The sequence below is a fragment of the Acinetobacter pittii genome (genome assembly GCF_034064985.1).
GTDB classification, from domain to species: Bacteria; Pseudomonadota; Gammaproteobacteria; order Pseudomonadales; family Moraxellaceae; genus Acinetobacter; species Acinetobacter pittii_H.
The window spans coordinates 1,977,820-2,003,284 of the sequence record NZ_CP139249.1 but is presented as its reverse complement, the minus strand read 5'-3'; the positions used below and the strand labels follow the sequence as shown (position 1 = coordinate 2,003,284).

The 25,465-nt window shown below is 37.6% G+C and carries 25 protein-coding genes; 19 read left to right on the top strand and 6 right to left on the bottom strand.

Annotation, left to right across the window (positions count from 1 at the left end; translation table 11 throughout):
- Positions 1-177 precede the first annotated feature (177 nt).
- Positions 178-1,302 (top strand): ribonuclease D, encoded by a 1,125-nt coding sequence (gene rnd / locus SOI76_RS09510; RefSeq protein ID WP_104079590.1) that lies wholly within the window; start codon positions 178-180, stop codon positions 1,300-1,302.
- A 456-nt stretch (positions 1,303-1,758) separates the two neighbouring features.
- Here rnd and SOI76_RS09505 read toward each other — a convergent pair whose 3' ends face one another.
- Positions 1,759-2,430 carry an FMN-dependent NADH-azoreductase gene (locus SOI76_RS09505; protein ID WP_104079591.1) on the bottom strand — a complete coding sequence of 224 codons (672 nt, stop codon included), beginning with the start codon at positions 2,428-2,430 and terminating at the stop codon, positions 1,759-1,761.
- A gap of 122 nt (positions 2,431-2,552) precedes the next feature.
- On the opposite strand from SOI76_RS09505, the gene SOI76_RS09500 reads away from it, so the two are divergent.
- From SOI76_RS09500 to SOI76_RS09490, 3 genes are all read left to right on the top strand, one after another.
- A complete protein-coding gene (locus SOI76_RS09500; protein ID WP_104079592.1) occupies positions 2,553-3,404 on the top strand; it encodes a LysR family transcriptional regulator in 852 nt (283 codons plus the stop codon).
- Positions 3,405-3,500: 96 nt separating this feature from the next.
- Positions 3,501-3,767 (top strand): hypothetical protein, encoded by a 267-nt coding sequence (locus SOI76_RS09495; protein ID WP_016141117.1) that lies wholly within the window; start codon positions 3,501-3,503, stop codon positions 3,765-3,767.
- A gap of 179 nt (positions 3,768-3,946) precedes the next feature.
- Positions 3,947-4,282 (top strand): hypothetical protein, encoded by a 336-nt coding sequence (locus SOI76_RS09490; RefSeq protein ID WP_104079676.1) that lies wholly within the window; start codon positions 3,947-3,949, stop codon positions 4,280-4,282.
- Positions 4,283-4,352: 70 nt separating this feature from the next.
- Here SOI76_RS09490 and SOI76_RS09485 read toward each other — a convergent pair whose 3' ends face one another.
- Positions 4,353-4,517 carry a hypothetical protein gene (locus SOI76_RS09485; RefSeq protein WP_016141115.1) on the bottom strand — a complete coding sequence of 55 codons (165 nt, stop codon included), beginning with the start codon at positions 4,515-4,517 and terminating at the stop codon, positions 4,353-4,355.
- Between the two features lie 509 nt (positions 4,518-5,026).
- Between SOI76_RS09485 and SOI76_RS09480 the strand changes: the two genes are divergently transcribed.
- The 8 genes from SOI76_RS09480 (at position 5,027) to SOI76_RS09445 (ending at position 12,391) form a co-directional block, all read left to right on the top strand.
- Positions 5,027-5,287, top strand: coding sequence for a YcgL domain-containing protein (locus tag SOI76_RS09480; protein ID WP_236698568.1), 261 nt, complete (start codon positions 5,027-5,029; stop codon positions 5,285-5,287).
- Positions 5,280-5,666, top strand: a complete 387-nt coding sequence (locus SOI76_RS09475) for a hypothetical protein (RefSeq protein ID WP_104079593.1) — start codon at positions 5,280-5,282, stop codon at positions 5,664-5,666. The genes SOI76_RS09480 and SOI76_RS09475 overlap by 8 nt, the downstream gene beginning before the upstream one ends.
- Before the next feature lie 29 nt (positions 5,667-5,695).
- Positions 5,696-6,547: an AAA family ATPase gene (locus SOI76_RS09470; protein WP_005069362.1), complete on the top strand. Its 852-nt coding sequence runs from the start codon at positions 5,696-5,698 to the stop codon at positions 6,545-6,547.
- 15 nt (positions 6,548-6,562) lie between these two features.
- Entirely contained in the window at positions 6,563-7,750 is a 1,188-nt protein-coding gene (locus tag SOI76_RS09465) for a vWA domain-containing protein (protein WP_002113937.1), read from the top strand.
- A 36-nt stretch (positions 7,751-7,786) separates the two neighbouring features.
- Positions 7,787-8,992, top strand: a complete 1,206-nt coding sequence (trpB, locus tag SOI76_RS09460) for a tryptophan synthase subunit beta (protein WP_104079594.1) — start codon at positions 7,787-7,789, stop codon at positions 8,990-8,992.
- Positions 8,993-9,229: 237 nt separating this feature from the next.
- Positions 9,230-10,237 (top strand): 50S ribosomal protein L3 N(5)-glutamine methyltransferase, encoded by a 1,008-nt coding sequence (gene prmB, locus SOI76_RS09455; protein WP_104079595.1) that lies wholly within the window; start codon positions 9,230-9,232, stop codon positions 10,235-10,237.
- 12 nt (positions 10,238-10,249) lie between these two features.
- A complete protein-coding gene (gene aroC / locus SOI76_RS09450; RefSeq protein ID WP_104079596.1) occupies positions 10,250-11,341 on the top strand; it encodes a chorismate synthase in 1,092 nt (363 codons plus the stop codon).
- Positions 11,342-11,671: 330 nt separating this feature from the next.
- Positions 11,672-12,391, top strand: a complete 720-nt coding sequence (locus tag SOI76_RS09445; RefSeq protein ID WP_104079597.1) for a hypothetical protein — start codon at positions 11,672-11,674, stop codon at positions 12,389-12,391.
- A 239-nt stretch (positions 12,392-12,630) separates the two neighbouring features.
- Here SOI76_RS09445 and SOI76_RS09440 read toward each other — a convergent pair whose 3' ends face one another.
- Positions 12,631-13,860: a GGDEF domain-containing protein gene (locus SOI76_RS09440; protein ID WP_104079598.1), complete on the bottom strand. Its 1,230-nt coding sequence runs from the start codon at positions 13,858-13,860 to the stop codon at positions 12,631-12,633.
- A gap of 320 nt (positions 13,861-14,180) precedes the next feature.
- Between SOI76_RS09440 and SOI76_RS09435 the strand changes: the two genes are divergently transcribed.
- On the top strand, positions 14,181-14,933 hold the full coding sequence (locus SOI76_RS09435) for a TenA family transcriptional regulator (protein WP_032054982.1): 753 nt from the start codon (positions 14,181-14,183) through the stop codon (positions 14,931-14,933).
- Between the two features lie 46 nt (positions 14,934-14,979).
- On the opposite strand, the gene SOI76_RS09430 is transcribed toward SOI76_RS09435, so the two are convergent.
- Positions 14,980-16,119 carry a transcriptional regulator gene (locus tag SOI76_RS09430; RefSeq protein WP_104079599.1) on the bottom strand — a complete coding sequence of 380 codons (1,140 nt, stop codon included), beginning with the start codon at positions 16,117-16,119 and terminating at the stop codon, positions 14,980-14,982.
- Between the two features lie 156 nt (positions 16,120-16,275).
- Positions 16,276-17,262: a lipoyl synthase gene (gene lipA, locus SOI76_RS09425; RefSeq protein WP_104079600.1), complete on the bottom strand. Its 987-nt coding sequence runs from the start codon at positions 17,260-17,262 to the stop codon at positions 16,276-16,278.
- Positions 17,263-17,624: 362 nt separating this feature from the next.
- Here lipA and acoA point away from each other — a divergent pair, with 362 nt between their 5' ends.
- From acoA to SOI76_RS09395, 6 genes are read left to right on the top strand one after another with little or no spacing between them, the layout of a single operon-like run.
- Positions 17,625-18,587 (top strand): thiamine pyrophosphate-dependent dehydrogenase E1 component subunit alpha, encoded by a 963-nt coding sequence (gene acoA, locus SOI76_RS09420; RefSeq protein WP_001177517.1) that lies wholly within the window; start codon positions 17,625-17,627, stop codon positions 18,585-18,587.
- 13 nt (positions 18,588-18,600) lie between these two features.
- A complete protein-coding gene (gene acoB, locus SOI76_RS09415; RefSeq protein WP_001133051.1) occupies positions 18,601-19,620 on the top strand; it encodes an alpha-ketoacid dehydrogenase subunit beta in 1,020 nt (339 codons plus the stop codon).
- 1 nt (position 19,621) lies between these two features.
- Complete coding sequence (gene acoC / locus SOI76_RS09410; RefSeq protein ID WP_001289738.1) at positions 19,622-21,148, top strand: 2-oxo acid dehydrogenase subunit E2; 1,527 nt, start codon at positions 19,622-19,624, stop codon at positions 21,146-21,148.
- Between the two features lie 10 nt (positions 21,149-21,158).
- On the top strand, positions 21,159-22,562 hold the full coding sequence (lpdA, locus tag SOI76_RS09405; RefSeq protein WP_104079601.1) for a dihydrolipoyl dehydrogenase: 1,404 nt from the start codon (positions 21,159-21,161) through the stop codon (positions 22,560-22,562).
- Positions 22,563-22,588: 26 nt separating this feature from the next.
- The gene (gene budC / locus SOI76_RS09400; protein WP_104079602.1) at positions 22,589-23,374 is read left to right on the top strand and encodes an acetoin reductase; all 786 of its coding nucleotides are present in this window, start codon (positions 22,589-22,591) and stop codon (positions 23,372-23,374) included.
- Positions 23,375-23,403: 29 nt separating this feature from the next.
- The gene (locus tag SOI76_RS09395; RefSeq protein ID WP_104079603.1) at positions 23,404-24,462 is read left to right on the top strand and encodes a 2,3-butanediol dehydrogenase; all 1,059 of its coding nucleotides are present in this window, start codon (positions 23,404-23,406) and stop codon (positions 24,460-24,462) included.
- 47 nt (positions 24,463-24,509) lie between these two features.
- Here SOI76_RS09395 and SOI76_RS09390 read toward each other — a convergent pair whose 3' ends face one another.
- A complete protein-coding gene (locus tag SOI76_RS09390) occupies positions 24,510-25,421 on the bottom strand; it encodes a bestrophin family protein (RefSeq protein ID WP_104079604.1) in 912 nt (303 codons plus the stop codon).
- Positions 25,422-25,465 lie beyond the last annotated feature (44 nt).

The window sequence follows — 25,465 nt, the reverse complement described above, 5'->3', positions numbered from 1 at the left end:
TTAAATAAAGAATATTTGGAGATAAATTTAAAAAGTACAATTAAAAGATCAAAAAATTATCTATTTTCGAAAAATTGTTCAAAAATAGAGTATTCATAAAGGTTTAAGTAGCATTTTTCTGCTTCTATGTTATATATACCAGAGTTTAAAGCACTCTTTGCATTTACTTGAGAAAGCATGTTTCAGTTTATCCAACAGCAAACCGAATTGGTTGATGTTCTTCAAAAAATGGATCAATGTTCAATATATGGACTTGATACAGAATTTATTAAGGTTGACACACTCTGGCCTAAACTTGGAGTATGCCAAGTCAATGTAAATGGCAATGTCTATCTGTTGGATGGTGTTTCATTAGATCTAAGTCAGTTTTGGAAAAAGATCTTTCTCGCACAGCAAAATATTTTTCATGCATGTGGAGAGGACATCGATTTAATCTACCATTATGCCGATCAAGAAGATTTGCTTAAGGTATTTGACACTCAGGTGGGGCTTTCTTTCTTAGGCCATGGCCTGCAAGTGAGTTACCAAGGTGCTTTAAAACTTTGCCTTGATATTGACATTGAAAAAGATCAAACAAGATCTGATTGGTTAGCTAGACCTTTATCGCCTCAGCAACTTTGTTATGCAGCTAATGATGTTTTATATCTAATGAAGTTAGCTAGTCATATTCAAGAACAGCTTAAGCAAAAAGGACTGTATGACTACGTTCTTGAGGATTGTAGTAGCTTAACTAAAGAAATTATTAGTGAAACCCCGACAGAATTACTCTATACCGATGTGGGAAATTATCGTCACTCACGTCGTCAGCTAATGCAGCTACAAAATTTAAGCGAATGGCGCGAATACATTGTAAAAGCAACAAACCAGCCACGTAGTTTTATTCTTAGGAACTCAACCATGATTGATATGGTTGAAAAGAATCCACGTAATAGTTTTCAACTTTCGCAAGTGAAGGATATTCGTCCAAATGTGGTTCGTGAATATGGCAAAACTATTTTAGAATTACTTAAAGATCTACCTATCGAAAGTCAGTGGCCATCGAAAATTGCAAAACCTTTTAAAGTAACGTCTAAAGAAACTTTACATAAAATGGATATGGTTCTTGCTCATGCAATAAATGAAACTTCTATTCCTAAAGAAGTATTGTTGAGAAAGAAATGGTTAAATGCTATTCATCAACATGTTCTTTCGCAAGGTGATGAACAAGATCTACCTGATTATCTTTTGGGTTGGCGTTATGAGTTATTAACCCAACCGTTAATTCAGTTATTTCAAGAAGAAAAACAAAGTTTATCGATTTAATAACTCATCCTATTTAAATTTAAAAGGCTCATCATGTGATGGGCCTTTTTAATCAATAAATAGCCAATACATTAAAATTTTAATTAATAAGATATTATTTAAAAATAACTTAATTAAATATTAAAATTATAAAAACGAGTTTTTCTGTAGTTTATCTAAATAATTATATTGCCTTATAATATTCATAAAAAGATATAATAAAGGGAAAACAATTTAAAATTCCAATAATGAATTAAATTAACTTATACAGTGAGAAAAATTCAATTGCTTAAACATACAGGTCTGTATATTCTTGGTTTTAAGAAAAACAATTTCAACATATATAATATATAACTATAAGTTTGTTTCGGTGCAGAAATGAAAAGCCTACCCAATAGGGTAGGCTTATTTATTTTTATTGGTCTAATATTAATCTAACTTAATTTTAAAATTTTAAGTATTAATATCCTCTAAATTCTACATAAATGAATAAGCAATTTCGGACACAACTTTTTCAGCTTTATGATAAGCATTTTCTAATGACGATATATGCCGGTGATCTCCAAACTCCTGATATTCAGAAGTAATTTCATAAATTTTCTCTACACCTAAATATTTACTGAGTGTACGAATGTGAGGTAAAAGATGATTCATGTTGTGTCGAATCCCATCCTCCTCAAAACCAAACTCTCCGCTCGAAGTGATAATAATTAATAATTTACCAGACAAAAGAGGTTGTAAAGGAAAGTCTCCTCGAGCAAGGTCAAAATCAAAAGTTTTATTAATCCGAATAATTTGATCAAACCATGCTTTAAGCTGAGCAGGCATACCGTAATTGTACATAGGTGAAGAAATTACAAGGATATCTGAATTTGAAACTTCTGCTATTAATTGATCTGATATAGATAAAACATCGTGTTGAGCTTGTGTTCTTTTAGTTTCAGGGGTGAATACAGCAGCGATCCATTCTTGGGTAATAAAGGGTGGAGGATTCATTCCCACATCACGATAAATATACTCATCTATAGGTAGGTGTTTTCTCCATAAATTAATCAATCGAGTAGCAATATTTTTAGAAATCGAATTATGATGTGGATCAGGGTTAATCGCAGCTCTTACACTAGCATCTATATGTAATATTTTACTCATCGTTAGTTCCATAAAAGATTAAGATTTAATTTATTTTGAGTTTTAAAAGATAAGTAGACAAACGAGAAAATTACATTTATAGATGATTTTAGTTCATCTATAATTGTAAATGGGGAGGAGACATGCAAGTTTCTTTGCAAGCACTTAAAGCATTTGAATCAGCCGCTCGATTGGGTAGTTTTAAGTTGGCTGCTGAAGAACTCTCGCTTACACCGACTGCAATTTCGCATCATGTTACGAATCTAGAAAGCAGATTAAATGTTGACTTATTTCACCGACAAGTAAGAAAAATAACCCTTACAACGACAGGGCAAAGACTTGCTGGAGCAATTTCTGAAGGATTCCGTAAAATTGAAGATGCCTTAGATGAAATAACGGTAAATGGAAACGTAGTGAGAGTGGCAAGTACCTCTTCACTAGCTGCAATGGTATTAATTCCTTCAATAAATGAATTTTATCAATTGCATCCCGATATCTCAGTTGAATTTTCTACAGGTGAAGCTTTAGACAATCATTTATATACCTTACCTATCCGATATGGCGAAGTATCTTTAGTCAAGTCTCAAGATATTGTTAAATATGATTCTTTTAATGTATTCGGTTCATCCAAATTTGATTCACTTAAATGCCCTAGTGAGCCAATAACTTTATTTACGACAGAATGGAAAAATAAGGCGTTACCAAGCCCACCACTAGAGGCATGGCTTGAGGAAAATGAATGGAGCCAAAATAGGGTTATAATTAAGAAATTTGATCAGGAAATTTTTGGAATACACGAGGCTTTATCTGCCAATGGATTAGTATTTTGCTCTGCCACACTGGCCCATAGGTTTGTTAAAGCGGATCTTTTACAAGAGTTTGAAACTAAACCAATTCAATCAAAGCTATGTTACTACATACCAAATAAGGAAGATTTTAAAAATAGAAATGCGAGAAAATTTATTGAGTGGGTAGAAAATTTATTCAATCAATAAAGTTTATCTTTAAATGAGTTTAACTACATAACACTAAAACTTATATCGCTTTTTTATGTTATAAAATTAGATAAATTAATAATTAGAGAAATAAATATGCTTAATAACTTTAATGCTGAACAAGCTCGACAAAATGCTAAAAATTTTAAAATAAATCAAGATGTCATATTGGAAAAAATTTTAACAGGTACTGAGTCAGAATCTAAGGAGGGGAAGCGAAAAGCAAATTTTTGGTTTCCTGTTGATGCCATAAGTCCTGATCATCTTACATTGGTTGAAGAGGAGCTTAAAAGTAGAGGTTTTAATGTCTCAACTGATATTGAACATTCAGGTACCACAATCACAATTGAAATAAGCTTTTAAACATTGATAGGTTTGAACTAAACCATTCTTAAAGCAAGAGTGGTTTTTTATTGCCTGATTTCTCGTGATCTAAAAGAAGTATATATAAAATTATTTACAATTAAACTTATATTAATCAGATTTTTATTTGACAGATTCCATCTTCTTCTGTAGCTTTACTTTTTGAGTGGAATATGGATATGAACTTCCAAACAATACTTTTCTCTTTCAAAAATCAATCTACTGGTACAGATGCATTTAAAGACTTAAAAAATGCATGTGAGCAGTCTCTTAAAGAATCTCAAGATACAAAAGAAAAAGCAGCAGTTTACCTAATCTACGGTTTCGCACGTAGTTATGTAATCTTATATGAAGATGAAGCTGTAACGACTGAATTTGCCCATACCTCTAAAACTAAGCTTATTGCCTATATGGAAAGTCTTAATGAGGCTTTATTAAGTCAAGATGATAGCGCTATTTTGAATGCTTTAAATCAAGTAAGCGATGACTATATAAAAAGCACTCGTGTCTTCTAGAAAAAATTAACAGGTCTTTAAATAAAAATACTTCTTTAGTTTGGGCTAAAGAAGTATTTATTTTTATATATTAATGGGACTTTTTCTTACCACCACCATCTTGTTTATTGACGGTAGACCATGCAATTCGTTCGGCTTCTTCTTCAGAATGACCTCTATCTACTTCACTCTCAACAATATGTTTGGCCTGACGTTTTTGCTTGGCTGTATAAGCAGTTTTATCACCACGAGGCATAATTTTGTCCTCCATATCTATGAACAAGATACTTATTATTGAAACATATCTCGCTATTAAACGAGTTAAATAATGTCTAGTGATGTGTAGTGAAGTAGTTAAAAGTTTTACTCAAGTGTATATTATTAAATAAGTGAAAAAGAAATTTATTATTTTCAATAGTTTAAGTATAAATATTATAAGAATGCTATCAACAATTATTCGATAATGAATACTTTTTTGTCGGTCCTAAACCTGATTTTATTTTAGTAAAATAGATTTTTAATTTATTTTATAAAATCAATTATTTAGATAAATTTAGTAAAAAACCATTCTTGTTTACAACAAAGTTATTATCGACCTTAATCAATGTTGTAGGTTAATATTTCTCAAGAATTAAAAAAACGACTGATGCGTAAACAAACCTGCGTGTGTGTGTCGTTTTTTTTCATGTATGCTGTCCTTAGTTCAAGAGTTGATTTGAAATGCACTGTGATATTTATAGATCGAGCAAAAAAGATGAAATGTACATGTATATTGCTCGTCCAAACTATCCTGACGATGCGGAGCAAGCTGATCCGTTTGAAAATGTTCCTGAAGCGGTTTTACAAGCGTTTGGTCGTGCAACGTTTGTCATGCATTTAGAGTTGGCTCCAACACGTAAATTGGCGCGTGTTAATGTTTTACATGTTTTAGACTCATTACAAACAAAAGGTTTCTTTATTCAGATGCCGCCAGAAGGGTTAATTAACCCAAATGCAGTTGAACCAGAGGGCTTACGTGGTGCGTGAAGATCAAACTGGAATAATGAATCAATTATTTTCTTTTTTGGATGTTGTTCCTGACGGTGTTATTGCTTTAACAGCTTATGGAATAGGCGCTATTATTGCTTTGTGGTGTTGGTGGCGATTAATGCGCCGACTTCCTACAACTCTTGGTGCAATGAGCTGGCTTGTCGTATTTGCTATTTTAGTCACACCAACAGTGTCTGAAGGGCCGAATGCATCTGTGGCACCTGCTATTTTTGGACTCCTTTTTGGTGTTTTAACTAAAGATAGTCCGTTAATTTGGTCAAATTTATCTTTAATTCTGTTTGTAGTTGGTCTAGGTTTGGTGATTGGATATTGTTGGTCAAAATATTCAACAAACAATAACATGCGTTCCATCTAACCATTGAAATAGAAAAATAAGGTCTTTACATGTCTGCTGATACCCAACATTTTACCGGTACAGATCAATATATCGCGACTGATAGTCTTAAGCTTGCTGTAAAAGCAGCTCGTGCTTTGCAAAAGCCTTTACTGATTAAGGGTGAACCGGGCACGGGTAAAACTTTACTGGCTGAACAAGTAGCAGAAAGCTTAGGTTTAAAACTGATTACTTGGCATATCAAATCTACAACTAAAGCGCAGCAAGGGTTGTATGAATATGATGCAGTTTCTCGTTTAAGAGACAGCCAGTTAGGTGATGACCGAGTTTACGATATTAAGAACTACATTAAACCCGGTAAATTGTGGGAAGCTTTCACCAGTGAAGAGCGCTGCGTATTATTAATTGATGAAATTGATAAAGCCGATATCGAGTTTCCAAATGACTTGTTGCATGAACTCGATAAAATGTCTTTTTATGTTTATGAAACGAATGAAACAATTACGGCAACACAACGCCCAATTGTAATTATTACTTCAAATAATGAAAAAGAATTGCCAGATGCTTTCTTGCGTCGTTGCTTCTTCCACTATATTGAGTTTCCAGATGAAGCCACAATGCGAGAAATCATTGCGGTTCATTTCCCAAATATCTCTGCAACATTGGTGAACGAAGCTTTACAGGTTTTCTTTAAACTACGTGAAATTCCTAATTTGAAGAAACCACCATCAACCTCTGAGTTAATTGATTGGTTAAGTTTACTCATGGCAGATGATATGCCAGAAGATGTATTACGTAATCGAGATACATCTAAAGCTATTCCACCTTTATATGGTGCTCTCATCAAAAATGAGCAAGATGTACAACTTCTCGAACGCTTGGCTTTCATGTCTCGACGTTAAGGGAGGGAGTAACCCATGTTTGTGCGGTTATTTTACACCTTACGTAAATATGGTGTTCCAGTTACCACTCGTGAACTCATTGATCTAAACCGTGCGGTGAGTGAAGGTTTGGTTTTTGCCGATCAAGAAGAGTTCTATCAGCTTGCTAAAACTATTTTAGTTAAAGATGAACGCTTTTTTGATAAGTTTGACCGTGCCATGAAAGATTACTTTGATGGCATTGAAACTTTTGATATCGATGAGTTGCTTAAGCAAGTTCATAAATTACCAAAAGACTGGTTCGACTTAGAGCTTCTCGAAAAGCATTTAACACCAGAGCAAAGAGCTGAACTTCAAAAAGCGGGTTCTTTAGAAGAACTGATGAAAATGCTGGAAGAGCGATTACGCGAACAGCATAAGAAACACCAAGGTGGTAACCGTATGGTTGGCACAGGTGGAACTTCACCTTTTGGAGCTTTTGGTGACCATCCAGAAGGCGTCAGAATTGGTGGGCCAGGGCGTAAACGTTCGGCGGTCAAAGTTTGGGAACAGCGGAAATACCAAAATCTAGATGACGACCAAGTTCTTGGAACTCGCCAAATGCAAATTGCTTTACGACGCTTACGCAAATTTGCTCGCCAAGGTGCAGCTGAAGAGTTAGACGTTGATGGAACTATTCGAGAAACAGCCAAACAAGGTATTCTTGATGTTCAAATGGTGCCAGAGCGCCGTAATCGAATCAAAGTACTCATGTTGTTTGATGTGGGTGGTTCGATGGATGCGCACATTGCCCAATGCGAAAAACTCTTTAGTGCTGCTAAAAGTGAGTTCAAGACACTCGAATACTTTTATTTCCATAATTGTCTTTATGACTATGTCTGGAAAGATAACTACAGAAGAACAGCAACCCGCATGAATACGTGGGATTTGTTTCATACCTACGGACGTGACTATCGTGTAATTGTGGTGGGTGATGCCAGTATGGCACCGTATGAGCTGAAATCGGTAGGTGGCTCGGTTGAATATATGAATGATGAAACAGGTGAGGTCTGGTTGCGTCGCCTACGTCAACATTTTGATAAAACAGCATGGTTAAACCCTGAAACTGAAGGGTATTGGCATTACACTCAAACTATTGGTTGGATTAAAGAGATTTTTGAAAACCACATGTATCCAATGACTCTAAAAGGCATTGAGGACTTAACGCGTTACCTTTCTCGATAAACTTGATAACTTTAATAATTTAAAAAGAGGGATGATATGCAACATCAAATTAATGGTATTGCTTTACCAAATGAACAAGGATTTTTTGGTGAGTATGGAGGTCAATTTATTCCTCCACATTTAAAAGAAGCAATGGATGAAATTAATGTTGCTTATGAAGAAATTCGACATACGCCAGAATTTCAAAATGAATTATCGGACCTCTTTTCAAATTATGTAGGTCGTCCAAGTCCTTTATTTCACGCAAAACGTCTTTCTGAGCAGTTAGGCGGTGCACAAATTTATTTAAAACGTGAAGACTTAAATCATACGGGTGCCCATAAAATTAATCATTGTTTAGCTGAGGCTCTACTTGCCAAATATATGGGCAAAAAGAAAGTTATTGCCGAGACTGGTGCTGGACAGCATGGCGTTGCTTTAGCCACGGCTTGTGCTTTAGTTGGTATTCCATGTGAAATTCATATAGGACAAGTCGATATTGAAAAAGAACACCCTAATGTGGTCAAAATGAAAATTTTGGGTGCTCATTTAGTTTCAGTAACACGTGGTACAGCAACCTTAAAAGATGCTGTAGATAGCGCGTTTGAAGAATATTTAAAAGACCCTAAAAACTTTATTTATGCAATTGGTTCTGTGGTTGGACCACATCCATTTCCAAAAATGGTTCGAGATTTTCAATCGATTATTGGTAATGAAATTAAAGAGCAGACGCATCATCGTTTTGGTAAAAACCCAGATTATGTTGTCGCATGTGTTGGTGGCGGTTCAAATGCAATCGGTGCCTTTACAGCATTTCTAAATGATTCGGATGTAAAATTGGTTGGGGTTGAACCAGCAGGACATGGTTTAGAAACTCACATGCATTCGGCAACGCTAACTTTAGGTAAGCCAAGTCAAATTCATGGTATGGCGTGTTACGTGCTTGAAAATGAAGCTGGTGAACCTTTACCTGTGCATTCTATTGCTTCAGGATTGGACTATCCTGGTGTTGGGCCACAGCATAGTTTTTTAAAGGATTTAGGCCGTGTGGAATATAGCACTGCAACTGACCAAGAATGTTTAGATGCTTTTATGACACTTTCTCGTGTTGAAGGCATTGTTCCTGCGCTTGAAAGCTCACATGCTGTCGCATGGGCAATACGTGAAGCTCCAAAGCTGTCGAAAGAAACCATGATTGTGGTGAATTTATCGGGCCGTGGAGATAAAGACTCTGATTATGTTGCCGAAAAGCTTAAGCTTTAAGCCGACTAATCTCCAAAAGCGGTCAGTATTTAAGGGCCGCTTTTTTGTTTCAAAGACTACATCTAAAGCTACTTATAAAGTTCATTATTTCTTAATTAAAACAAAGTATTCTAATTTTAAGCTGTGATTGTTAGAGATGGGTGTGTAAAACACTGGTTCACAAGGCAAAGCGTTGCGTTGCTTTGTCTCACTCAGTAGAATAGTCACTTTGCAAAATTTGCCTTTGGAGACGCCTAAGTGGAGCGACCGACGATTAGCCCTGAACATTTACAGGAAGCGGCTGAAAATTTATCAACAATTCGAGATTTCATTCGTTTTGGGGTATCAGCATTACGTCAACATGATGCACATTTAGGACAAGGTACTGAAGATTATTTTGCAGAAAGTTCTGCATTAGTTTTACAAACCTTATCTCTTGAATGGTCAGCAGATGCAGAGATTTTAGATGCCAAGTTATTACCAAGTGAAAAAGCAGAATTCTTAAGTTTGTTAGAGCGTCGTATTAATGACCGTATTCCGACTTCCTATTTATTAAATTTAGCTTACTTCTTTAATAAGCCATTTTATGTGGATGAGCGTGTACTTATTCCACGTTCACCAATTGCAGAGTTAATTGAGCAACGTTTTGCACCATATTGCTTAGATGAAAATGGTCAAATGCGTGAAGCACTTAACAACCTGCCAGAAAATGCTAAACCTAAAACTCCACAGCGTATTTTAGATATGTGTACAGGTTCTGGTTGTATTGCTGTAGCTTTGGCTTATGCTTATCCAGATGCTGAAGTGGATGCAACAGACATTTCTAAAGAAGCCTTAGAAGTAGCTTCGATTAATGTTGAACATCACAATAAGCAATATCAAGTTGCATTACTTGAATCTGATTTATTTGCCAAAATTCCAGCTGAAAACCAGTACGATTTAATTGTAAGTAATCCTCCGTACGTTGATGCCGAAGATATGGCTGACTTACCGGAAGAGTTTTTACACGAACCTGAGCTTGCATTGGCAGCAGGTCAAGATGGTTTAAACCTCGTGCGTAAAATGCTTGCTCAAGCGGCAGATTATTTAACTGAAGATGGTTTAATTGTCATTGAAGTGGGTAACTCTGAATGGGCTATGCGCCAAAACTTTAATACGATTGATTTCAACTGGCTTACTTTCCAAAAAGGTGGTTCTGGCATTTTTGCTTTAACTGCAGAACAATGTCGTCGTTATAGAAAACTATTTGAACAGCAACAAGCATAAGGAGTTGTACATATGGCAGGGAACAGTATTGGACAACTCTTTCGTGTAACGACATGTGGCGAGTCTCATGGCGTTGGCTTAATGGCAATTGTTGATGGTGTGCCACCTGGTCTTGAGTTAACCGAAGACGATCTACAAAAAGATCTGGACCGCCGTAAGCCGGGTACATCAAAATTTGCGACTCAGCGTAAAGAACCTGATCAGGTTGAAATTATTTCTGGTGTGTTTGAGGGCAAAACTACTGGTACGCCAATTGGTTTACTCATTCGTAATACTGACCAAAAATCGAAAGATTATGGAAATATTGCGCAAACCTTTAGACCCGGTCATGCGGACTACACCTATACACAAAAGTATGGTTTCCGTGATTACCGCGGTGGTGGACGATCTAGTGCTCGTGAAACTGCTATGCGTGTTGCAGCGGGTGCTATTGCTAAAAAATATTTAGCAGAAAAGCTCGGTGTTTTGATTCGTGGCCATGTCACACAAATTGGTAATGAAGTTGCTGAAAAACTGGATTGGAATGAAGTTCCAAATAACCCATTTTTCTGTGGCGATGTAGATGCTGTTCCTCGTTTTGAAGCATTGGTTACATCTTTACGTGAACAAGGTACAAGCTGCGGGGCTAAGCTAGAAATTTTAGCTGAAAAAGTTCCTGTAGGCTGGGGTGAACCTGTTTTTGACCGTCTAGATGCTGACATTGCTCATGCCATGATGAGCATTAATGCGGTTAAAGGTGTTGAAATCGGGGATGGTTTCGCAGTTGCTGGGCAGTTTGGTCATGAAACACGTGATGAGTTGACGAGTAATGGCTTCTTAGCGAACCATGCAGGTGGTATTTTAGGTGGTATTTCGAGTGGTCAGACGATTCGAGTTGCCATTGCATTAAAACCTACTGCAAGTATTACAACACCAGGTAAAACGATTAATTTAAGCCGTGAAGATACTGATGTTTTAACTAAAGGTCGTCATGACCCATGTGTAGGTGTACGAGCAACTCCAATTGCAGAAGCAATGTTGGCTATTGTCCTAATGGATCACTTCCTACGCCATCGTGCACAAAATGCAGATGTTGTTCCACCGTTTGCACCAATTGAACCATAGTCATAATTTTGACTGTAGTAAATTAAGCCCCCATATTTAACTTAAACTTGGGGGCTTTAATTTTTTATCACATTCGGCTCTATTAAATTTTAAATTATTTCCTTGTCTTATAATCTCTATATAAATATAATACCCGCGATTTATTTCTGAATATATTTATCTGCTTAAGTAAAAAATTAAAATCTTATTAATTTTTATACTTGCACAAGATATTTATATCTTAAAACTAATTTTATTAAAATTAGTTTTATATAAGTTTATTACATATTTAAATTTTATTACTTTAAACAAATAATTTTCAAAGTCATCATTGAAATTGGGGAAATATCAATGAATCAATGCACATATAGAATTGGCTGTATGTCAAAGGATAAACTATTGCCTAAAAACTTACAGGCAATGATAAAAGTTATTCATGACTTATCTTTATCCTCTCAGCTATCTGAAAATTGGATATATAGTGATGATAATCCAGATATATATATTATTGATTTAGACAGTGGCTATACCAATATTCTTATTCCTAAAAAAATTAAAATTGTATTAAGTAATAATCCTGAGCTTTTAAAAGGTTATCAATATGGTCTAAAGAGACCCTTAAGGTATCAAGAACTATTAAAAATTTTATTAGAAATTGAAAATAATGAATATTTTAAAAAATCTTATCAAGAACGAATAGAAAATATAACCGCTACAGATCCGTTTGAGACAAAAATTCTATATAAACTTGTTTGTTATCCAAACTTTAAAAATATTCATGCAGAGCAGATTGTTAATGTAACTAGAGTTTGTGCTTTATTATCTATTGAATCAAAGACAGTCCAAGAAATTAAAAAATTCTTGAACTTATCTGTAGATGAAATACAAAAAATTATAGAGATTATTAAAAAAGAAGCTTATCCGAACTATGAAACAATACATGAGAATATTGTCTCGATATTGCCCTTTTCAAATGAAGTTGTTCAGGCAACACCTCCAAGGATTGAGCAAAACTTATTGCTCTATTTTATAAATAAAATTTGGAAGAAGTTAAAAGGAGAATTCTGTTGAACTGGAATTTTTAGGTTAGAGTAGGTAGGTATTAATCTTAACTGAACGATTTTTTAATTTAATATTAAGAACTAAAGAAAAATATTTAGTATATATTAAATCTATATTATATTTTAGCTTTACCACGGATGGAAAAGCTAAATGGAGGAATCTTTTATTATTTTAATTCAAAAGAGTAGTATCAAAAACAAATAATATAATCACTAGCTAAAAGTTATCCTCAATAGTTATTTGCCTTTTTAAGTTAAATCTACAATTTGTTCTTCGTTTACAGCAATCTTATATTGATTACGTCCATTAGTTTTTGCTTTATATAATGCATGATCAGCTCGTGCCACAAAAGCAGAAATAGAATCGTTTAGACGTGGAATTGTGGTTGCGACTCCTACGCTAATCGTGACATAGGGTGAAACATCACTACATGGATGCTTAATCGCAATCTTGCTAATTGCATTCATCAAACGCTCGACCTGTATTAAAGCTTGCTGAGAGTTTGTCATTGGGAATAATAGTAAGAACTCTTCGCCACCATAACGAGCAACTAAGTCACCACTACGGGCTGCAATAGAAGAAATAGCAACTGCGATTTCTTTTAAACATTCATCACCTTTTATATGTCCTAGTGTGTCATTGTAAGCTTTAAAATAGTCGATATCGACCATCATAATGGTGAGTGGTGTTTCATGTCGTAATGCACGTCGCCATTCATTATCAAGAGTTTCGTCCAGATAACGTCGATTGGCTAAACCTGTAAGTGCATCTTGCTGCGAAAGTAAAGAGAGTTGTTGTGCTTGTTGCATAAGCTCAATACGGTTCAGCTCGATCATACAGTTTTGTAAATAGTTTTCACGGTGCTGACGGTCAGTTGCATAGGCGAGAGTCATTCCTAAAAAACTACTGAAGGTGTAAGTACGGTTCAGAAAAGTCCAGTCGATTACTCCATTTAAGTAGTTACTTACTAAAATTCCAGCTAGCCCTCCTATCCATCCAGCAAATATGGCGGTATAGAAGCGCATACCAACAGCACCATAAATAATGACGATTGCATACATCATTGCTGCATGAAAAAGAACATTTTCTTGTCCATTTTCAATAACGTTAATTAAAATAAAAGTAATTGCTACCGCTAAAGCTGAGCCAATTCCTACATAATAATCAAAATACTGATTTAATTTTTTAATAAACGATAAAATCCAAGCAATAAAAATAATTACACCGACCCAAGAATAATAACTAAACCAGGGTAAAACTTGTTCAGTTGGTAAAACTTGATATATACCAAAGCTTAAAAATATATATAATATTAAAATAATAGGCGCTCTATAGCGGAACTCATAGGCAGCACCGTTTTGGTATTGAAAACGATAAATCGTTTCAAGCTGCTTTGGAAACCATACGAAATTTAAACCTCGCGTGGTTAATAAATCTATTTGTTCCTGTCCCAATATATTGGAACCCTGCAACTTCATAATTAATGCTCTCTATATTGGAAGTTGTCATAAAATGAGACTTATTTTAAGTAAAGTTCCATCTAAAAATATTGATTATATAATGTGTGGTTTATTCAAAATAATAATACAGATTTTTTAAAAAAGTAATGATTTTTATCTATGTTAAATGTGATAAAAATCACGACATTTCAATGATTAGCCTAATAATTATCTAAAGTTCTCCAATCCATCGAAAAAAGTTACAAATAGTCGATTAACGATTGTATCTTTATCATTTTCGGATAGACTTATAGCGTGAAATACAGATGATTGCTGTCATATAAATAGGAAAATTAGCAATGACTGCTCTAAATCAATATGGAATGAATTTAGAAATTACACCGCATAATGAATGGTCACAACGGTTCTGGGACGACCTGTTACCAGCCAAAGAACGGGTGAGTAAACATCCGTTCTTTACGGAAATGGCCAATGGGGGATTGAGCCTAGATAGTTTCCGTTATGCTCTACTTAATTTTTATCCATTAGTCGCCCATTTCCCGTCATATATGGCTGGAGCATTGGGGAAAGCGACTGGATTTTCTGAACCGGGAGTTACTGAAGCGCGAGATTGGTTAATTCAAAATATTAAGGTAGAAGAGCGACACTTAAAATGGTATCGCGATTGGGCTGGAGGTTTTGGCTTAACAGTTGAAGAACTTGATCATGTACGACCACCAGCTGCTATGAATGCTGTAAACCATTTTCTATGGAATATGAGTCATCGAGGCAATTTAGCAGAATGTCTGGCGGCAACAAATTTGGCGATTGAATGGGCAACCGGAGATTGGTCAATTCAGGTGTATAAAGGGATTCATACTTATACAGATCATCCTGAAGTTACGATTGATAAACGTTCTTTAGCTTGGTTACGCGCGCATGCACATTACGATGATCTTCATCCATATGAAGCTATGGAGTTGATTAAGCGCTTATGTAATGAGCGTCCTGACTGGCAGCAAAAAGCATTTCATGCTGCGGAAGAAGGGCTGCGGTATTATGAATTAGCTTTGGACGACTGCTATAGGGTACAGCTTCAAGCCTCTGCTTGATCTAGCCTTAAAAAGGGAGAATATCATGGATATTCTCCCTTTTATTTTATTCGAGCAACTTTAAGAGTTTTGTTCGATAAGGTGTTTCTTCGGGTAATAATTCTAGTAGACGCTCCACAGCATCTACACGGTCTGGTACACGACTGACTACTCGCAATAATTGATCAATATCTTCAATTTGATAAATCACATGACTCAAGCGGGCATCAAAGCAATCTCTCCAAGCACACAAAAATGGACTTTCTGACTTAGCTAAAAAACTACCTCTATACAGTGTTAAAGTGGTTGCAGTAAAACCTAAGTTTAATGCTTGCTCAGCCATGAGAAAGTCACATTGAATTTCACAGTTAAGTCTATATGGTCTTGACTCGATAACATCGGGAATCAGGTTTCGAAGCTGTGAAAGCTCGGCTTTTAGTGTAGTGGTACTTACTGGCCGGTCGCCATATAAGGCATAGTGAAGCTCTTCTAGGTTTATGCCTTCCGGGCATAAAGAAAGAATACATAAAATTTCGATTTGGCGTTGCGTGAGTGTTAAACCATGTTGGTTATATTGAACTTTAGGTGTGCCTAGCGCCTTAATATATAAAATGTTTTTTTGATGAAGTTGAATGGCTTGTTTTACAATATCGGCACAGCGTTCAACAGCTAAAATTCCAAGTGAGTTATGCTTTTGATATTTAGTTGATAAGTTCATAATGCCATAAAACTGGCCTGTATTTGCATCGGTGATCGGGGCTGCATAACATACCCAGTCTCTAACACTATTCATCTGGTTTTCATGTGAATAAACACAGCTTGCAGAATGTGTATTTAGGGCAAGACCAATTGCATTTTGACCAACCGCTTGGGTTGACCATTGTCCACCTTCAACAAAATGGACTTGTTCGGCAGATGAACGCATAGGTGTACTACTCCATGTCCACAGTAGTGTGCCATGAGGGTCAGTCACCCCAATGGCCATATCTGCATCTTCAGCAATGTGCATCAAATTTCTATGACACTCTTGGATTGAACGACCAAATAATGAATGTTCCCATTCCTCACCCAGATCAAATAAAGGCGCTGCTTCAAGGTCAAGTGATGGTTTTTTTCCTAATTGTTTAGAATGAGATGAGGTTTCCGGCCGAAATAAGGACGGAGTAGTGTCTATCAAAGGCGATGATAATTGTTCTGACATATCCATATCGAAATTCCTTTATCATTGAAATGGCGTATCCGTAGCCGCTCAACTGTTATAACTTTCTTATTGTGACTATTTCCTAATTATCTCCTTACCTTAAATAATTTTATAAGTCTTGACCATTATCCTATTGGATAAGTTTTGTTAATTGCTTAACCATTAAGATAAGACATCTTGTCGGCTGAAAGGCTTTGGCACTTCTTCTCCGAAATATTGTCGATCAGCAAAATAGCTAGAACGAACCATAGGTGCACTCCAGATATTTTTAAAACCTAATCGCTTACCGTGTCGGGTATATCGTTCAAATTCTTGTAAATTTACAAACCGATGAATAGGTGCATGTGATTTTGAAGGCTGAAGATATTGACCAATCGTGATAAGATCGACTTGATAGTCTTTTAAATCGTTGAGTAGGGCAAGCACTTCAGCCTCTATTTCTCCTAATCCAACCATCAGGCCAGACTTGGTTTTGATATCGGGACAATATGCTTTAAAGCGTTTAAGTAACTCAAGCGAATGTTGATAATCTGAACCGGGGCGCATCGCTTTATATAAACGAGGAACCGTCTCAATATTATGGTTAAACACATCTGGAGGAGATAAGCTTAGAGTTGAAAGCGCTGTCTCTAAACGACCGCGAAAATCTGGTACTAAAATCTCAATCAATGTTTCTGGACAATGTTTTCTAATTTCTTCAATACACTTTACAAAATGTGCAGCACCGCCATCATGTAGATCGTCGCGGTCTACAGAGGTAATCACGACATACTTTAAGTTTAGATTTGCGACTGTTTCTGCCAAATGCTTAGGTTCATCTTCATCTAGCGGTTTTGGGCGACCATGAGCGACATCACAAAATGGGCAGCGACGAGTACAAATATCGCCCATAATCATAAATGTTGCCGTACCTCCACCAAAACATTCCGGTAAATTTGGACACGCCGCTTCTTCGCAAACACTGTGTAACTTCTGTTGGCGTAGCAAATTTTTGATACGTTGAATTTCTTCGAAATCATTTATTTTTGCTCGAATCCAGTCAGGTTTAGTCGGTAACTCTTCTGTAGGTAAAATTTTAATCGGAATGCGAGCAACTTTATCCGCTCCTCTTAATTTAATACCAGTTTCTATTTGCCTTTTTAAGTCCATATATAAAATTCCATTTTATATTAAATAATATTTAACTAGACTCTATATAATAAAAATCCTTATAATTTAAATAAAGGACATAGAGTTTATTAATGAGCGTAGTACACAGCTAATATTATAAATTAATAAAGGTTGGTTAAAGGTTTGTTTCACAAGCCAATGAAATGTATTAAAATTTTTTAATTTTATTTTTGCTATACAAGTTTTTGAAAAATAAAAAATAATATCCATAAAAACCATTTAAAACTTTTTAGTCTAATAGCATATTAAATTAAATTGAGCTTTATTATTTATAGCGAAATATATAACTCTCGCTGAAACTTGGTTGATTTTTAATAATCAAGATAATAAAGGAAAAGGATATGCAATTAACGGAAGAGCAATTACTCGCAGCATATAAACGCATGCGCGATATTCGTGAATTTGAGGATCGACTTCACGAAGAAAATACCAATGGTGATATTCCTGGCTTTATTCACTTATACAGTGGTGAAGAAGCTGTAGCAGTCGGGATTTGCGAAAATTTAACCGACAAAGACTATATCACTTCAACACACCGTGGACATGGACACTGTATTGCAAAAGGTTGTGACATTCACGCCATGATGCTGGAAATTTTCGGTAAAGATGACGGGCTATGCCGTGGAAAAGGCGGTTCTATGCATATTGCCGATTTAGATAAAGGTATGCTCGGTGCCAACGGGATTGTGGGTGGTGGACCTCCTTTAGCAATTGGTGCGGCGTTGACAGCGAAAACCTTAAAGACTGGTGGGGTCGGACTGTCTTTTACAGGTGACGGTGGCTCAAACCAAGGCCTTACTTTTGAAGCGATGAATATGGCTGTTGTACTTAAACTTCCAGTAATTTTCGTTTTCGAAAATAACGGCTTTGGTGAAGGAACAGGGCATGATTACGCAGTAGGAAGCAAAGACATTGCTGGTCGTGCCGCAGGTTTTGGTTTACCTGCAGTTAAAGTTGATGGTACCGATTTCTTTGCCGTCTATGAAGCCGCTCAAACTGCCATTGAACGTGCACGTCGTGGTGAAGGTCCGAGTGTTATTGAAACCATTACAAACCGTTTTTATGGCCACTTCGAAGGTGACCCTGGCTTGATTCGTTCTAAAGAAGAAGTCGAGTTCATCAAAGAAAATAAAGATCCTTTGAAAATTTTCCGCGAAAAAGTCAAAGGCAAAATTGATGAAGCCAAACTAGACGAGATTGATGCAGCTTCTAAGGCAAATGTTGATGATGCCGTTGCTAAAGCTCGTGCTGCGGCTTATCCAAAACCAGAACAACTCCTTACTGACGTCTATGTCTCTTACTAAAGGAATAGTAAAGATGCCAAATAAAAGTTTTCGTAATGCAATTAAAGAAGCCATTGAATCAGAAATGCGTCGTGATCCAACCGTATTTGTTGTTGGTGAAGATGTTCGTGGTGGGCACGGCGGTAAAAATACCGAAGAGAACGAGCTTGAAGGCTTCGGTGGGGTACTTGGTGTAACCAAAGGTTTATGGACGGAGTTTGGTTCAGAACGTGTGATTGATACACCAATTACCGAGTCTGCAATTATCGGTATGGCCGCCGGTGCGGCTGCAACAGGTTTACGTCCTGTTGCTGATTTAATGTTTATGGATTTCTATGGCGTGTGTCATGACATGCTTTATAACCAAGCCGCTAAATTCCGTTATATGTTTGGCGGAAAAGCAAAAGCGCCAATGGTTGTACGTGGCATGATTGGCGCAGGTTTTTCTGCGGCAGCTCAGCATTCTCAGTCACCATATAACGTATTTGCCGCGGTTCCGGGCTTAAAAGTTGTGGTTCCATCTAGCCCATATGATGTGAAAGGGCTATTAATTCAGGCCATTCGTGATGACGACCCTGTGGTGTTCTGTGAGCATAAAATGCTCTATGACATTAAAGGCGAAGTTCCAGATGATGCCTATACCATTCCTTTTGGTGTAGCAAATTACACCCGTGAAGGGACAGACGTGACCATTATTGCTTTAGGCTTGATGGTACATCGTGCTAATGAAGTGGCAGACAAATTGGCAAAAGATGGTATTTCGGTTGAAGTGGTCGACCCTCGCACAATTTCACCTCTGGATGAGGAAGGAATTTTAGAGTCTGTTGCATCGACTGGGCGTGTAGTTATTGTGGATGAATCAGCGGCACGCTGTGGCTTTGGTCATGATGTTGCTGCACTGATCGCCCAAAAAGGTTTCCACTATTTGAAAGCACCTGTTGAACTCGTAACGCCACCACATACGCCTGTTCCATTCTCTCCAGTTTTAGAAAAAGAATGGATTCCAAGTGTAGAGCGTATTGAGCAAGCTGTGCGAAAAACATTGGAGGCTTAGGATGAGCGAAATTAAAACGCTGGAGATCCCGAAATGGGGATTATCCATGGAAGAAGGCACGATCGCCCAATGGTTGATTAAAGAGGGTGATAGCTTTAATAAGGGCGATGAAATTTGTGAAATTGAAACCACAAAAATCGTCAATGTGTTAGAAGCGCCTTTTGCTGGAACGCTCCGTAAAATTTTAGCGAAAGATGGTGATACTTTACCTGTTGGTGGTCTTATTGCCGTATGTGCTGATAGTGAAGTTTCTGATGCAGAAATTGAAAAGTTTATCGCATCATTAGGTGGTTCAGCAGCTCAAGCACCTTCGGAACAAAGTAAAGCGGAAACATCTGCACCTATTGCTGAGAAAGCAGAACAGCCACAGACTGTAGCAGCTAGTGCTTCAGCTCCTGCAAAGGTCGCTAAAGGTGACTATGCTGTACCCGAGTCATTACAAGGTTATCAAACATCTGATGATTTGTTTGCAACACCGCATGCCTTGAAGCTTGCAGAAAAGCACAATGTAAACTTGGCAAAAGTCACAGGTTCTGGTCGTGAAGGACGTATTAGTGTTCAAGACATCCAGAAGACTGTACAGGCTGCTGGTGGTCAGTGGCCTGATGTTAAGCAGCAAACTCAAACTAAAGTGGTTAAATCTACAGCTGATGATAGCCAAATTTTAGCGACGCCTGTAGCACGCCGTTTAGCAAAACAATGGGGCATTAACCTAAATGACTGCCGTGTTTCAGGTACTCGTGGCCGTGTCTGTAAAGAAGATGTTGAGGCAGTTTACTATCGTAATAACCCAACGCCATTAAATGAACAACCTGTGCAATGTGCAGCTCAACCACAATCAACCGTTACGACGGTGGCGATGAATGGGATGCGTAAAGCGATTGCTTCACGGTTACAGGCTGCAAAACGTAACGCACCGCATTTCCGCTTAGTGGTCGATCTCAACGTAGAAGCTTTGCAAAAACTACGTAAGCAGATTAATGAGACTGTTCCACAAGTGAAACTTTCTATTAATGACATGCTAATTAAGGCAGCGGCGGCGGCACTGATTAAAGTACCTGAAGTGAATGTTCAATTTGATGAGGCGACTCAATCAATTTTACAGTTCTCTCAAGCGGATATTTCGGTGGCCGTAGCGATTCCAAACGGTTTAATTACACCCATTGTAAAAGCAGCAAATCAGAAGTCTTTAGCACAAATTTCCGATGACATGCGTGATTTGGCAACGCGTGCTAAGACTGGCAAGTTACAACCTGATGAGTTTCAGGGGGGCAGCTTTAGCATTTCAAATTTAGGAATGTTAGGCATTAAACAGTTCGATGCCATTATCAACCCACCGCAAGGTGCAATTATGGCATTAGGTGCTTCTGAATCACGTGCTGTTGTTGAAAATGGCAATGTAGTGGTTCGTGAGATTGTCACAGCGACGTTGTCATGCGATCACCGAGTCATTGATGGCGCAGTTGGGGCGAAATTCTTGGCCAGCTTTAAGCAGTTTGTTGAAAACCCTGCTTTAATTTTGGTGTAGGAGAACCCGCATGTCAGAAGCTCAATTTGATTTAATTGTGATTGGCGCGGGACCGGGTGGGTATGTGGCTGCAATTCGTGCAGCCCAGCTCGGGTTAAAAGCCGCAATTGTAGAAGAGCAACATTTAGGCGGAATTTGTCTAAATTGGGGCTGTATTCCAACTAAAGCTTTGCTTGCAGGCGCAGAGCTTGCAACTCAGTTTAAACATGCTGGACAGTTTGGTTTTCAAGTATCTCAACTCGATTTTGATATTCAAAAGCTTGTGCAGCATAGCCGACAAGTTTCAGCACAGCTGGTACAAGGCATCGATTACTTACTTAAAAAGAATCAAGTAACAGTGTTTAATGGCCGTGCTCAACTTACGGCTAAAGAAAAACTTGAAGTGACCGATGCTCAAGGTAACAGTCAGGCTTTGAGTGCGCCACACATCATTTTGGCAACTGGAGCTAAAGCTCGACATGTTCCTCAACTTCCTGTCGATGGAACATATGTCTGGAGCTATAAAGAAGCACTTGTTCCAGAGCAGTTACCAAAAAGCTTACTGGTTGTGGGCTCAGGTGCAATTGGTAGTGAGTTTGCTAGTCTTTATCAAGACTTGGGGTGTCAGGTCACGCTTATTGATTTAGCCAAGCAGATTTTACCTACTGAAGATGCAGAGGTTGCCCAATTTGTCAGAAAACAATTTGAACAAAAAGGTATGAAAGTCTTAACCGATGCTGTCGTTCAAAGTATTCAGATTGAAAATGAGCAAGTCCACTGTGTGGTTGAAACGGCAAATGATGTTCAAACGCTTGTTTTTGACCGTGTACTTTCGGCAATTGGTGTACAGCCGAATACCACGGGACTAGGAGTAGAACGTTTAGGTGTAGAACTCAACCCACAAGGTTTTGTGGCAATTGATGACTATTGTAAAACCAACGTAGCAGGGCTTTATGCAATTGGTGATGTTGCTGGAGTGCCTTGTCTCGCTCATAAAGCAAGCCATGAAGCCATGATATGTGTCGAGAAGATCGCTGGTGTGGCAAACGTCCATTCACTCGACCGTAGCCAGATACCGGGTTGTATTTTTACACATCCACAAGTGGCGAGTATTGGTTTAACGGAAAATGCAGCAAAAGCTAAAAATCTACCTATACGTATTGGTAAGTTTTCTTTAACTGCAAATGGTAAAGCTTTGGCAATTGGAGATGCGTCAGGTTTCGTTAAAACGGTGATACATGCAGAAACGGGTGAATTACTTGGTGCACATATGGTGGGTCATGAAGTGACTGAACATATCCAAGGCTTTGCGATTGCCAAATATCTAGAAGCAACTGATGAAAGTTTAGCTCAAGCGATTTTCCCACATCCAACATTATCAGAAGCCATGCATGAATCCATTTTGGCTTCAATGCAACGAGCGATTCATATGTAGAAATTCTACATTTACAGGAGTTGAACATGGTTAAGGGATTAAAAAATAAAGTCGTTTTAGTGACTGGGGCAGCTCAAGGTATTGGCCGTGGGATTGCCCTGCGCTTGGCGCAAGAAGGAGCACATATTGCATTAGTTGATATGAAACAAGATCGACTGAACGATGTGCAGCAGGAAATTCAGGCTTTAGGTGTAAATGCTAGCACATTTATTGCTGATGTAAGTGACCGCGAGCAAGTGTATGCTGCTATAAATCATGCAGAAGAGACTCTTGGTGGGTTTGATGTCATGATTAATAATGCTGGAATTGCACAAGTTCAAGCGATTGCTGATATCACACCTGATGAATTCCAAAAAATTGTTGATATTAATATTGGTGGAGTACTGTGGGGAATACAGGCTGCTGCTGCAAAATTTAAACAACACGAACATAAAGGTAAAATCATTAATGCTTGCTCAATTGCAGGCCACGATGGGTTTGCTTTACTCGGTATTTACTCGGCAACCAAATTTGCGGTACGAGCACTTACCCAAGCTGCGGCAAAAGAATATGCCAGTCACGGTATTACGGTAAATGGATATTGCCCCGGAATTGTCGGAACGGATATGTGGGTTGAAATCGATAAACGTTTTGCTGAAATTACCGGTGCTGCAATTGGTGAAACTTATAAAAAATATGTGGAAGGCATTGCTTTAGGTAGAGCCCAAACACCAGACGATGTAGCCGCATTAGTTGCTTTTCTGGCAAGTGAAGATTCAGACTATATTACGGGTCAATCCATTTTAACGGACGGCGGAATTGTCTATCGCTAAAACAACATCCTGATTTGAGGGAGATAATAATGAAAGCAGCGCGTTTTTATGACAGAGGTGATATTCGTATTGAAGATATCCCTGAACCAGAAGTCACTCCCGGCACTGTAGGCATTAAGGTAGCTTGGTGTGGAATCTGTGGTACAGATTTGCACGAATTTATGGAAGGGCCAATTTTTATTCCACCGTGTGGACATCCGCATCCTATTTCAGGTGAATCTGCACCGATTACCATGGGACATGAATTTTCAGGTGTGGTTTATGCCGTAGGTGAAGGTGTTGATGATATTGAAATTGGTCAGCATGTCGTCGTAGAGCCTTATATTGTGGCCGATGATGTGCCGACTGGACCGGGTGATAATTACCATCTTTCTAAAAATATGAACTTCATTGGTTTAGGCGGTCGTGGTGGTGGTTTATCGGAAAAAATTGCAGTTAAACGCCGTTGGGTGCATCCAATTTCCAATAAAATTCCGCTAGATCAGGCAGCCTTAATTGAACCGTTATCGGTGGGTCATCATGCTTTCGTACGTAGTGGTGCAAAGGCTGGTGATATTGCACTGGTTGGCGGTGCGGGGCCAATTGGTTTATTGCTTTCGGCAATTTTAAAAGCGAAAGGTCTTAAGGTCATCATTACCGAACTAAGTGCCAAACGTAAAGAAAAAGCCAAAGAGTCGGGAGTTGCAGATTATATTTTAGACCCGTCAGAAGTTGATGTTGTTTCTGAGGTCATGAAAGTTACTAATGGAGAGGGTGTCGATGTCGCGTTTGAATGTAGTAGCGTTAACAAGGTATTAGATACTTTGGTTGCGGCAGTGAAACCAACAGGCGTCATAGTTATTGTTTCGATTTGGAGCCATCCAGCATCAATTAATGTGCATAGTGTGGTAATGAAAGAGCTTGATGTACGCGGTACAATTGCCTATGTAAATGACCATCAGGAGACTATTAAACTGGTCGAAGAAGGTAAAATAAATCTGGAACCTTTTATTACGCAGCGCATTCAACTTGATGATTTGATTTCACAAGGTTTTGAAACCTTAATTCATAACAATGAGTCAGCCGTTAAGATTATTGTACATCCATAAATAGACACTTAAGCCTATAAAAAAGAGCGATGGTTCGCTCTTTTTTATTAAAGTAAATTGTTGTCTTGGGCTTCAATAATGGGTGGTAATGGCTGCCCTAAAGAGCTTAGAGACTCCCGTTCAATTAAACGTACAATAGAATCGAGCGGTAAATCATTTTCTTGCAAACCAAAAGGTTCTTCAATTTGAGCACTTAACGCATCTAAACCTAAAAACATATAAGCGATTAAGCCGACAATAAGCGGTGTCCAAATACCTAAAGCTGCTTCAAGGCTAAAAGGTAATATGAAACAAAAACAGTAAACAGCACGATGTAAAAGCACTGAATATGAGTAGGGTAAAGGCGTACCGGCAATTCGGTCACAACCCGCTTGAATATTGCCTAGCTCAACAATATGTCGATTTAGCGTGCTATAGATAATGTCACTAATTTCACCATCTTTTAGTACTTTAACTAAATCTTTTTGAATATTTTCGAGTACAAACTGCGGTGCATTAATATGCTCATTTAAATAATTAAGTGAAGAGTTATTTAAATAAGCATGCTCAAGAAATTTGGTGGGTTCGACTGTTTGTTGACGCAGTCGATCACGCAACAAGTTACTAAAAATTAAGACCTGATGAATTAAATGTTCACGTTGTTCATTAGATAAAACATGGCTATCTCTAACAATATGTCTGGCATTGGCAATTAAAGCCCCCCAAAGTTTCCGGCCTTCCCACCAACGGTCATAACACGCGTTATTTCTAAAACCAGTACAAATCGAAAGAATCACACCAAATATTGTAAATCCAATCGCGGGTACGGTAGGAATTTGAATCCAATGATAATAAGAGAGCCAGACCACACATGCTGAAATAAAGACAACAAAACTCAGTGCTGGCAAGACCTTAGGTAAAATTGTTCCTTTCCAAGCAAATAATAATTTAAATACATTGCTTTTATCACGGACAATCATATAAAGCCTTTGAACTAACGAACCTAACCAAGTGCAATATGATA